Consider the following 11562-nt stretch of genomic DNA (forward strand, 5'->3'; position numbering starts at 1 on the left):
AATGTAAACCGTTATCGTCCGCCGCGAATCAGTCCACCCAGCCCGCGTCGTTCCATAAAGGTCGCCACCAGATGGCGGACTTCCGAAGCGGTGTGCGCCGCAATGCCCTGCTGGCTTAGCTTCTGCGTCTCTTCGTGATCGAGGTGCCGCAGCAGGTATTTCACGCGCGGAATATTTTTGCCGTTCATGCTCAGGTGGTGATAGCCCAGCCCGACCAGCAGCGCGACGCACATGGGATCGCCCGCCATTTCACCACACAGGCAGAGCTGAAGTTTGGCTTCACGGGCTTCATGTGCGATGGTCTGCAGCGCGCGCAGCATGGCCGGATGCAGCGGATCGTAGAGGTTAGCCACCCGCGTATTGTTGCGATCCACCGCCAGCAGATATTGCGTCAGATCGTTGGTGCCGACCGAGATGAAATCGACGCGATCCGCCAGGTGCGGGATCAGAAACAGCATGGACGGCACTTCAATCATGATACCGATGCGCGGTTTCGGGATCGCATAGCCGAGCATCTCTTCCACTTCACGTCCGGCACGATCGATCAGGCGACGCGCATCGTCGATCTCATCAATGTGGCTGATCATCGGCAGCAGGATACTTAAGTTACCGGATGCCGCATTGGCACGCAGCATGGCGCGCACCTGCACCAGAAAGATCTCCGGCTGGTCAAGCGTCAGGCGAATGCCGCGCCAGCCAAGGCAGGGATTCTCTTCGCTGATCGGCATATACGGCAGCTGTTTGTCAGCCCCCACGTCAAGGGTGCGCAGCGTAACCGGCTTGTTGTAAAACAGCTGCAGCATGCCCTGATACTGCGCCACCTGCTCCTCTTCAGAAGGGAAGCCGTTTTGCAGCATAAACGGGATTTCCGTGCGGTACAGACCGATGCCGTCAACCCAGTTGTCCAGCGCCTGTTCGTGCTCCGGGCTGAGACCCGCGTTCAGCATTACCTGCACCCGCTCGCCGCTTTTCAGCTCGCCGGGCTGATCAACCACGCCTTCGGCCATTTTGCTCAGCGCATTCTCTTCGCTGATCAGCCGCTGATACTCCTGGACCAGCACCGGCTCCGGGTCGATCAACACTTCACCGCGGTAACCATCAACGATCAGCAGACGTTTGTTCAGCTGCGGCGGCAGAATATCGGCGCCCATCACGGTAGGAATGCCCATGGCGCGCGTCAGGATCGCCGCGTGCGAATTGGCCGCGCCATCGCGCACCACCACGCCTGCCAGCCGCTCATGCGGCAGTTCCGCCAGCGTAGTGGCCGTCAGTTCATCCGCCACCAGCACAAAGCGCTCCGGCCAGGCGTTGGTCCCGACCAGCGTGTCATCAAGATGGAACAGCAGGCGCTGGCCAAGTACGCGCAAATCGCCCGCCCGCTCACGCAGGTAGTGATCCTGCAGGCTGGCAAACTGGGCGGCGAACTTCTCGATCACCGTTTTCACCGCCCACTCCGCCACCGATCCGCGCTCGATCTCTGCAAACAGATCTTTTTTCAGCCGCGCATCGGTTAACAGGTGGGAGTAAAGATCGAAGATCGCCGCGCTCTCTTTCTGCACGCTGGCCGCAAAGCGTTTACTGAAGCGGCGAAACTCGTTGCTGGCTTCGCCCATCGCTACAATCAGGCGCTCCCGCTCACGCTGCGTGTCCAGCGTAGAGGCGGCGGAAACCTGGTCCAGCAGCGGCTGGGTTTCGTCTACCCAGCCCGGCGCAACCGCCACGCCCGGCGCAGCAGCAATCGCTTTCACCCGCGTCTGGCGGAACTGCCCGAACAGCTGTCCGAGCTGTGACTGCGACAGCAGCGCCGCCATCTGCGTGGCGAGCGTTACCAGAAATGACTCTTCGCTTTCGTCGAACTGACGATGTTCGCGCTGCTGTACCACCAGCACGCCAAGCAGCTGACGACGGCTGATGATCGGCACGCCGAGGAAAGAGCGATAGCGCTCTTCTTTTACGGAGGGGATGTATTTAAAGCTGGGGTGACTCTGCGCATCGGCAAGGTTGATGGGCTCGGCGAGGCGGCCCACCAGCCCGACGATACCTTCGTCAAACGCCAGTGTGACGGTGCGGCCGCGCGGCTTTTTCAGCCCGCGCGTCGCCATCAGGTAGTAGCAACGACGATCGTGATCGGCGAGGTAAACCGAGCAGACCTCGGTTTCCATCGCCAGGCAAATTTCGTTGACCAGAATGTCGAGCGCTTCATTCAGACGCGGTGCACTCGCCACCTTCTCTACTATTTCGCGCAACTGAGTGAGCATAAAGGGCGTGGCCTATCCTCTTTTACGTCGATGGGCGGCGTTGTTATTGCGCTGCCCCGCACTCTCCTGCATAGACATCACCACGCCAGCGAATTCTTTCATCACGCGACGATAAACATCGCGCTTGAAAGAGACAACCTGACGTACCGGATACCAGAAGCTCACCCAGCGCCAGCCATCAAACTCCGGCGTGCTGCTGTGCTGAACATTAATATCCGCGTCATTACACATCAACTGCAGAAGAAACCACTTTTGTTTCTGGCCGATACACACCGGCTTTGTGTCCCAACGCACCAAACGTTTTGGCAACTTGTAACGTAACCAGTTACGGGTTGAAGCAAGTATTCGAACATCTTTGCGGTGTAAACCCACTTCTTCGAACAGTTCGCGATACATCGCCTGTTCAGCGGTTTCACCCGGATTGATGCCTCCCTGAGGAAACTGCCAGGAGTGCTGTCCAAAGCGCCTGGCCCATAACACTTGTCCCTGCCTGTTACAGATTACGATACCAACATTCGGGCGGTAGCCATCATCATCGATCACTGGACTACCTCAAAGCTTAATTTGAATAGCCTGATTGTTTCACACTCCTTACAGGCGGTAAACCACTGGATAACCGGGGTAGCGGACGAATAAAAAGGGGATAACCCACAGAGTTAACCCAAGTTATGAACAGCACCACCCTTTTTTGATCGATCTTATTCACCTTTTCTGTGGATAGCTTTGTGCAGAACACGGGAATTAGCTGAATAACCGATTAAGAAAAATCTCAGCGGAAGCGCACAGCATAGCATTAAAAATGCTATTTATCATAGTGATAGGTTATTTATATAGAGGATAGTTTCGCAGGATCTTTGCCCATTACGCGCCGTGTGCCTTTCGCTGCTCAAAGATCCACCACCGCGCTTTTTATCCACAGAGAATGTCCTAATCCTGGTCAGAACCCGGGAAAAAAGCGCGCAAATCGCCAAAGTCAAGGCTGTAAATGGAAACAGGGGTGAGCAAAAGACGGGGTTATCCCATTTTTCTGTGGATAACCGGGTTTAAGATCCTGTTCATTGTCGATAACAAACCGGGATAACCTGGCCATAGCACTGCATTGCTGTGGCTAATCGTCATAAAAACCTATGCTGAATCATGCTATTATCACGTTTATTCATCGCAGCGTGATGTGCGTAACCCACGCGCGATCGCTTTGTACAAAATTTAATCAAACCGAGAAACCGTATGCATTCCCCGGCGTCCCTGCCCTCGCTGCCGCAGAGCGAAGCAGAATTATTACAGCGCGCACATCAGCTGGCGGGCCAGAGCTTTGCCGCGCTGGCCGCACAGATTGGTCTGGCCGTCCCGGCAGATTTGAAACGGGATAAAGGCTGGGTGGGTACACTGCTGGAGCGACATCTGGGAGCCAGTGCGGGCAGTAAAGCAGAACAGGATTTTGCCCATCTTGGCATTGAACTGAAGACGATTCCGGTGGATGCGCAGGGCAAGCCGCTGGAGACCACCTTTGTTTGCGTCGCCCCGCTGACCGGCAACAGCGGCGTCACCTGGCAGAGCAGCCATGTGCGCCACAAACTGTCACGGGTGCTGTGGATACCCGTGGAGGGCGACCGGGCCATTCCGCTCGCCGCGCGACGTGTAGGGACCCCGCTGCTGTGGCAACCTGATGAAGAGGAGGAGCGGCAGCTGCGCGAGGACTGGGAAGAGCTGATGGATATGATTGTGCTGGGGCAGGTTGAACGGATTACGGCGCGTCACGGTGCCTGGCTGCAACTTCGGCCCAAAGCCGCGAACAGCAAAGCCCTGACCGAAGCCACCGGCGAGTACGGCGAACCGATCCTGACGCTGCCGCGCGGCTTTTATCTCAAAAAAACCTTTACCGGGCGGCTGCTGGCACGCCATTTCCTGCTGTAAAGCGCTGTGCGGGCCGCACAGCGCGCGTTGCCTGCATCCTGCGCCGTTGTCTGCCCGCCCCCCGCGCTCGCCGTTGCCTGTTTACGGCTGTCTGGTGCCGCCGCGTCGCGCCCTTTCACGCCTCAGCCGCTCGCTGAAAACAAAGCGCGGCGGATTGCCGTTAAGCTTTAGGCGAGTCGTCCGGCGCCGTGTATAATTCCCGTTTACTTTTCGTTTAGGATTGAATGATTCATGTTTGACTGGATTGCTGATCCCAATGCCTGGCTGGCGCTGGGAACATTGACCATTCTCGAAGTGGTACTGGGCATCGATAACATTATCTTCCTCTCGCTGGTGGTGGCAAAACTCCCCAGCCATCAGCAAAACAGCGCACGCCGTCTCGGCCTGATGGGTGCCATGCTGATGCGTCTGGCGCTGCTGGCGTCGATTGCCTGGGTAGTCAGGCTGACCGAGCCGCTGTTCTCCGTCATGGATCACCCGTTTTCCGCGCGCGATCTGATTTTGCTGGGCGGTGGCCTGTTTCTGCTGTGGAAATCCAGCATGGAGATCCATGAAACCATCGAGGGCGGTGAAGAGGAGCATAAAACCAACGTGCACTCCTTTATGGGTGCCATCGTGCAGATCATGCTGCTGGATATCATCTTCAGTCTGGATTCGGTGATTACCGCCGTGGGGCTGTCCGACCACCTGTTTATCATGATGGCCGCCGTCGTGATTGCGGTGCTGATGATGATGTTTGCCGCCCGTGCCATCGGTGAGTTTGTCGAACGTCATCCGTCGGTCAAAATGCTGGCGCTGGCTTTCCTGATTCTGGTGGGCTTTACCCTGATTCTGGAGAGTTTCGGCGTGCATGTACCAAAAGGTTACATTTATTTTGCGATGTTCTTCTCCATGGCAGTAGAAGCGCTGAACCTGATGCGCCGCAGGAAAAACAAGGCCTGAGTTTGTCAAGGGCGAGCGTGTCTCGCCCTTTATTTTAGGAATGATGCGATTACGGCGCCCGGCAAAAGCATTTATTACTACACTTTTGCTGTTGAAGTGGCTTGAGGGAGCTGAGAATGAAAGGGTTAGTGAGCGCAGTGGGCCTGATGCTGGCAGCATTAGCGTTAAGTGGTTGTAGCAGTGATTACGTGATGGCGACCAAAGACGGGCGTATGATCATGACCGACGGCAAACCGTCGATTGATAAAGAAACCGGTCTGGTAGAGTACACCGACGAGCAGGGCCACGTTATGCAGATCAATGGTGATGAGGTTTCAACCATCATTGAACGTTAAGTGCCACATTCTTCTGCCTGCACGCCGATTCCCCCTGTGCAGGCGATTTCCCGAACTTTCCCCCCTTCCTTCTGCGCCACTTCACAGGCTATAGTCCCTGAGAACATAACATTCCCTTTCATAATGAAAAAAGGAAGCCGGCTATGCATTATCACCGTATCCCCCACAGCACGCTGGAAGTAAGTCAGCTGGGGCTGGGCACTATGACGTTTGGTGAGCAAAACAGCGAAGCCGACGCCCACGAGCAACTCGATTACGCCGTTAGCCAGGGCATTAACCTGATTGATACCGCAGAGATGTATCCGGTACCGCCGCGTCCGGAAACCCAGGGGCTGACGGAAAAATACATTGGCAGCTGGCTGAAGAAGCGCGGCAGCCGCGACAAAATCATTCTGGCCAGCAAGGTCGCGGGGCCGGTTCGCGGCACCGATGCGCTGATCCGCCCGCATCAGGCGCTGGATCGCAAAAACATTCGTGAAGCGCTGGATGCCAGCCTGAAGCGCCTGAACACGGATTATCTCGATCTCTATCAGCTGCACTGGCCGCAGCGTCAGACCAACTACTTCGGCAAGCTGGGCTACCAGTACAGCGAAACCACTGCCACCGTTACGCTGCTGGAGACGCTGGAAGCGCTTACTGAGCAGGTGCGCGCCGGTAAAATCCGTTACATCGGCGTCTCTAACGAAACCGCCTGGGGCGTCATGCGCTACCTGCAGCTGGCAGAAAAGCACGAGCTGCCGCGTATCGTCACCATCCAGAACCCTTACAGCCTGCTGAACCGCAGCTTTGAGGTAGGCCTGGCAGAGATCAGCCAGCATGAAGGCGTGGAGCTGCTGGCGTATTCCAGCCTGGCATTTGGCACGCTGAGCGGCAAATACCTGAACGGCGCGAAGCCAGCCGGTGCGCGTAATACGCTGTTCAGCCGCTTTACCCGCTACAGCGGTGAGCAGTCACAGCAGGCGATTGCCGCCTACGTTGCGCTGGCGAAGAAACATCAGCTGGATCCGTCACAGATGGCGCTGGCCTACGTGCGCCAGCAGCCGTTTGTGGCCAGCACGCTGCTGGGTGCCACAACGCTGGAACAGCTGAAGGTGAACGTAGAGAGTTTCAATCTGACGCTGAACGCGGACGTCCTGGAAGAACTGGAAGCGATCCACCGCCAGTATACCTATCCGGCGCCGTAACGCTGCGTGGTGAGGCGCAGCGGCCATCACGCCGTGCGCCTGTTCTGCAGTGCGGGAATGCGCTTCCCGCACCGCAGCCAGCTGCCGGTTAAGCCTGACGGCGCACTTTCCACCACAGCACCGCGATGGCGACAGCGAATAAGCCGCCGAAGCCAATGCCGGTCATCACCGCCGGTGCGCCCAGCCTGATCGCCAGCGTATACAGCCCCAGCATCAGCAGCATCGCGCTGTTTTCTCCGAGGTTTTGCACCGCTATCGCGTTACCGGAACCGACTGTGTCTTTTCCGCGCGCCTGCAACAGGGCGTTCAGCGGCACCACAAAGAAGCCCCCCAGCGCGCCGATCAGCATCAGCAGCAGATAGGCATTCAGCAGGCTGTGCTGCAGCGAGAACACCACCACCATCACCCCAATCAGAACCCCCGCGGGCATGCAGCGCCGCACCGTTTCCAGCGTCACCAGCCTGGCCGCCGCGGCGGCACCCACCACGATGCCAATCGCCACCATCGCATTCAGCGTGGTGGGCGTGCGGTTATCCGTGATGCCCAGCGCCACCGGCACCCACAGCACCAGCAGGAAGCGCAGGGTCACGCCTGCGCCCCAGAACAAACTGGTACCGAGCAGCGAAAAGCGCGTCTCACCGTTGCGCCACAGCAGCAGAACCGAAGCGATAAAACCGCGCAGCAGCGTGGCGACGTGCCAGCTCTGGCCCGGCCGGGCTGGCTGCAGACGGGGGATAAGCATATTCGCCGCAACCGCCAGCGCGTAAGTAAGCGCACACACTATCAGCGCCGCCAGCAGGTGCCAGTCCGCCAGTACCCCGCCTGCGACCGAACCGAGCAGGATCGCCGCGATGGTAGATGACTCCATCAGGCCGTTGGCTTTTACCAGCCGCGGTCCGCGGGTGATTTCGGTCAGGATGCCATATTTGGCCGGAGAGTAAGCCGCTGCGCCCACGCCTACCAGCGTATAGCCGAGAAACGGGTTAAAGCCAAAGCAGATCAGCAGCGCCCCCAGCAGCTTCAGGCTGTTCGCAAACAGCATGACCCGGCCTTTGGCAAAGCTATCCGCCATCTGCCCGACAAAAGGTGCCAGCAGAATGTAAGTGGCCACAAACAGCATCTGCAGTACCGGCTGGCTCCAGTCGGGATAGGCCAGATTTTTCAGCACCGCCAGCGTGGCAAACAACAGCGCGTTATCACCAAAGGCTGAAAAAAACTGCGCCACGATGACCGCCAGCATACTGCGTGACAGCAGTGGAACATCCGCATTCGCCGACTGACTCATGTCCGCTCCTCTTCAGCCAGCTGCTTCAGACTGACGTAATCCGGTTTGCCGCTGCCCAGCAGCGGCAGCTCTTTCAGATAGCGGATGTCACGCGGCACCGCCAGTTCCGGCGCACCAATCTCACGCGCAGCCTTCTGCAGCTGGTCGCGACGCAGTTCGCTGTCGGTGGTGAACAGCACCAGCGCTTCTCCGCGATTGCCATCCGGACGCAGCGAAGCCGCGTGCTGCTTATCGGGGGCGGCTTTCAGGGCAATCTGCTCCACGCTCTCCAGCGATACCATTTCACCGGCAATTTTGGCAAAGCGTTTGGCCCGCCCCTGAATCTGGCAGAAACCACCGTCGTCAAAGCTGACAATATCGCCGGTATCGTACCAGCCCGCTTCCGGCACCCCTTCCCCGTTATCCGCCGCGGGCGGCTCAAGCACGCCAGGGTTTTCCACCCGCAGATAGCCCTTCATGATATTCGGCCCGCGCAACTGCAGGCGACCGCCCTGCTCAATCCCCGGCACCGCGATAAGCCGCGAATCCATGCCGGGCAGAATGCGGCCCACGGTGTGTGGCCTCGCCGCCATCGGCACGTTGATCGCCACCACCGGCGCACATTCCGTCACGCCGTAGCCTTCAAGAATGCGGATACCATATTTTTCCATGTAGATCTGTCGGGTGCCTTCCTGCAGCTTCTCCGCGCCGGCCACCACATAGCGCAGCCGCGCAAAGTCGTACGGGCTGGCAAAGCGTGCATAGTTGCCAAGGAAGGTCGAGGTGCCAAACAGCACGGTACAGTTACGGTCATAGACCAGCTCCGGCACGATGCGGTAATGCAGCGGGCTGGGATAGAGAAAGACTTCGGCCCCGGTCAGCAGCGGGGTAAACAGTCCCACCGTCAGACCAAAGGCGTGAAACAGCGGCAGGGCTGACATAAAGCGGTCGCGCGGGGTGAAGTCGGCCACGGTGCGGATCTGCTCAACGTTACCCAGCAGGCTTTTGTGCGAATGCACCACACCTTTGGGATTGCCTTCGGAGCCGGAGGTAAACAGCACCATCGCCGCGTCTTCCGGCTTCTGCGGCACCTGCGCACGGCGCGGCATCAGCAGGTGCGCCAGGATCCACATCTTATCCTGCAGCGTCACGGTATCCTTCAGGTCTTCCAGATAGATCCACTGCACGTCGCTCAGCCCCTGCGGCAGATGCCACAGGTTGCCTTTTTCCAGGAACTGCCGCGAGGTAAACACGGTCTTCACCTGAGAAGCGGTCAGCGCTGCCCGCATGCCGTTTACGCCCGCCGTGTAGTTGAGCATCGCCGGGACGCGCCCGCGTAGCGAAGCCCCCAGAATCGCCGCCGCGGTAACGGTGGCGTTCGGCAGCAGCAGGCCAACGTACTCACCCGGCTGGCTGTAGCGCTCCAGAATGCGTCCAACGCCCAGCGCTTTCTTCAGCAGGCCGGTATAGCTGTCCGGCCTGAAGTTAACATCTTCGATACAGCGTTTGGTCAGTCCGTAACGGTGTCGCGCCTGCAGAAACGCTTCATACAGCGTTTCACGCGGGCGCACCGCCATGCGCGCTTCCATCATGATGTGATGTAAGTGCTCGCCAGCCAGCACGCGCCGCTCACGGGCGCGTTTTGCCTCAGGCATCGGAATAAAGGTGGGCGGTAACACGCTCAGGGTGATGCGCGGAAACAGCCGGCGTTTAAACACGCCCGCCAGTCGTCCGAACGGCGTATATTCCGCACCTTCAATGCGCATCGGCACAACGGTGGCACCGGATTTCGCCGCCACAAAGCCGGCCCCGCTGTAAATTTTCATCAGCGATCCGGTGACGGTAATGCGTCCTTCCGGGAAGATCACCACCGGACGGCCTTCGTTAATCAGGCGCACCAGGTGCTTGATGGAGAGCGGCCGGGTCGGGTCGAGCGGCACAAAATCGATCACCGGTTTCAGCAGGCGCATAAACCACTGTTCGCTGATGGAGGAGTACACCGCGAACACCGGTTTGATCGGCAGAAACAGCGCCAGCAGTACGCCATCCAGAAAAGACATATGGTTTGGCGTAATCAGCACCTTCTCTTTATGCAGTGCAGTGAGATCGCCGCGCAGCTCCACGCGCCACAGCAGGCGACAGAGGAAGCGGAGAAAAGTGAATAGCATGCCAGCTCCTTAGCAGTCACGAAAAATGGCTCTTACCATGCAGCATCTGCCGGAGTTCGACAAGAGGGGCGGGCTAAAACCGCCCGCTCGCGTCCTCCGATTCCGCCTGCCAGCCGCCGCCCAGCGCGGTAATCAGCGCCACGCTGCTGACCCATTGCGTGCTCTGCAGCGACAGCAAACTCTGCTGCTCGCTCAGGCTGCTGTTTTCCGTGGTTGCCACATCCAGATAATCAATCATGCCGGCGTCGTACTGATTGCGGGTCACGCGCGCGGAGGCCTGCGCGGCAGCGGCCGCGCGCTGCTGAGCGGCAATCTCGCCCTGCAGGGTGTTCAGCTCGGCCAGATCATCCTCGACTTCGCCCAGCGCCGTCAGCACCGTCTGGCGATAACTGGCCACGCTGGCGTCATACGCCGCGCGCGCCTGCGTCACTTTTGCCGCTGTGGCGCCGAAATCCAGCAGCGTGCCGCTCAGCGCCGGACCCAGCGACCAGACCCGGCTGGGCAGAGAGAACAGCTGGCTGAGGGCTGAGGCACTGACGCCGCCGCTGGCGCTGAGGGTGATATCCGGATAATACGCGGCCAGCGCCACGCCCGTCGCCGCGCTGGCGGCGGCTACGTTTCGTTCGGCGTAAGCGATATCCGGCCGGCGCTGCAGCAGGGTTGCCGGCAGCCCAACCGGCAGGTCCGGCAGCGTCGCGCGCAGCGGCGCCACCGGCAGCGAGAAATCAGCCGGGGCACGCCCCAGCAGTAGCGCTATCGCGTGTTCCGTCTGGGCGCGCTGCCACTGATAATCTTCGGCCGACGCGCGTGCGCTCTCCAGCTGCATCTGCGCCTGCGCGACGGTTGCGCGTGATTCGCTGCCGGCCGCATATTGGTTAGCGATCACCCTCAGATAGCGCTGATACGCGGCGATGCTGCGCTGATACAGGGCAATTTTTTCGTCGAAGATCCGCAACTGAAAGTACGCCTGCGCCAGTGCGGCTTGCGCACTGAGGGTAATATTGGCCAGCTCCGCGCGGCTGGCCTGCGCGCTGGCCTGGTTCTGCTGTGCGGTGCGGCGCAGTTTCCCCCACAAATCCGGCTCCCAGCTGGCGCTCAGCCCGGCGCTGTCGCTTTGACTGACGCTGCGCTGGCCGGTGGTGCTGACGCGGCTGCCGCTGCGCGTCGCGCTGACATCCGCGCTGAGCGAGGGAAACAGGGCGGCGCGGGATTGCGCCACCAGCGCCTGCGCTTCACGATACTGCGCCGCGTAGTTCGCCACATTCTGGTTAGAGAGCGTGACCTGACGCAGCAGAGCAGAGAGCGTGGCATCGTGATACACCCGCCACCATTCACCTTTGCTGCGATCATCCTGCGGCGTCGCCTGCTGCCAGCCACGGGCTTCTTTATAGTGTGCTGGCAGCGTCAGCGTCGGGCGCTGATAATCCGGGCCGGCCATGCAGCCGCTCAGCAGCAGCGCGGCGCTCAGTGCGCCGATGCTTTTCAGGGTTTTCATTA

At 59.4% G+C, this 11562-nt stretch carries 9 protein-coding genes; 4 read left to right on the forward strand and 5 right to left on the reverse strand.

Annotated elements, in window-relative coordinates; translation table 11 throughout:
* Positions 1-11: 11 nt before the first annotated feature.
* On the reverse strand, positions 12-2258 hold the full coding sequence (ptsP, locus tag D8B20_RS13810; protein WP_145889393.1) for a phosphoenolpyruvate--protein phosphotransferase: 2247 nt from the start codon (positions 2256-2258) through the stop codon (positions 12-14).
* Positions 2259-2270: 12 nt separating this feature from the next.
* The gene (gene rppH, locus D8B20_RS13815) at positions 2271-2801 is read right to left on the reverse strand and encodes an RNA pyrophosphohydrolase (RefSeq protein ID WP_010616951.1); all 531 of its coding nucleotides are present in this window, start codon (positions 2799-2801) and stop codon (positions 2271-2273) included.
* Between the two features lie 684 nt (positions 2802-3485).
* On the opposite strand from rppH, the gene mutH reads away from it, so the two are divergent.
* The 4 genes from mutH (at position 3486) to D8B20_RS13840 (ending at position 6633) form a co-directional block, all read left to right on the forward strand.
* Positions 3486-4172 carry a DNA mismatch repair endonuclease MutH gene (mutH, locus tag D8B20_RS13825; protein ID WP_145889394.1) on the forward strand — a complete coding sequence of 229 codons (687 nt, stop codon included), beginning with the start codon at positions 3486-3488 and terminating at the stop codon, positions 4170-4172.
* 231 nt (positions 4173-4403) lie between these two features.
* A complete protein-coding gene (locus D8B20_RS13830) occupies positions 4404-5114 on the forward strand; it encodes a TerC family protein (protein ID WP_145889395.1) in 711 nt (236 codons plus the stop codon).
* A gap of 116 nt (positions 5115-5230) precedes the next feature.
* Positions 5231-5449, forward strand: a complete 219-nt coding sequence (locus tag D8B20_RS13835) for a YgdI/YgdR family lipoprotein (protein ID WP_145889396.1) — start codon at positions 5231-5233, stop codon at positions 5447-5449.
* A gap of 143 nt (positions 5450-5592) precedes the next feature.
* A complete protein-coding gene (locus D8B20_RS13840) occupies positions 5593-6633 on the forward strand; it encodes an NADP(H)-dependent aldo-keto reductase (RefSeq protein WP_145889397.1) in 1041 nt (346 codons plus the stop codon).
* Positions 6634-6721: 88 nt separating this feature from the next.
* Here D8B20_RS13840 and lplT read toward each other — a convergent pair whose 3' ends face one another.
* From lplT to D8B20_RS13855, 3 genes are all read right to left on the reverse strand, one after another.
* Complete coding sequence (lplT, locus tag D8B20_RS13845; protein WP_145889398.1) at positions 6722-7918, reverse strand: lysophospholipid transporter LplT; 1197 nt, start codon at positions 7916-7918, stop codon at positions 6722-6724.
* A complete protein-coding gene (aas, locus tag D8B20_RS13850; RefSeq protein ID WP_145889399.1) occupies positions 7915-10065 on the reverse strand; it encodes a bifunctional acyl-ACP--phospholipid O-acyltransferase/long-chain-fatty-acid--ACP ligase in 2151 nt (716 codons plus the stop codon). The genes lplT and aas overlap by 4 nt, the downstream gene beginning before the upstream one ends.
* 73 nt (positions 10066-10138) lie before the next feature.
* A complete protein-coding gene (locus tag D8B20_RS13855; protein ID WP_145889400.1) occupies positions 10139-11560 on the reverse strand; it encodes an efflux transporter outer membrane subunit in 1422 nt (473 codons plus the stop codon).
* Between the last annotated feature and the right edge of the window lie 2 nt (positions 11561-11562).

Source organism: Candidatus Pantoea soli (genome assembly GCF_007833795.1).
Taxonomy (GTDB): domain Bacteria; phylum Pseudomonadota; class Gammaproteobacteria; order Enterobacterales; family Enterobacteriaceae; genus Pantoea; species Pantoea soli.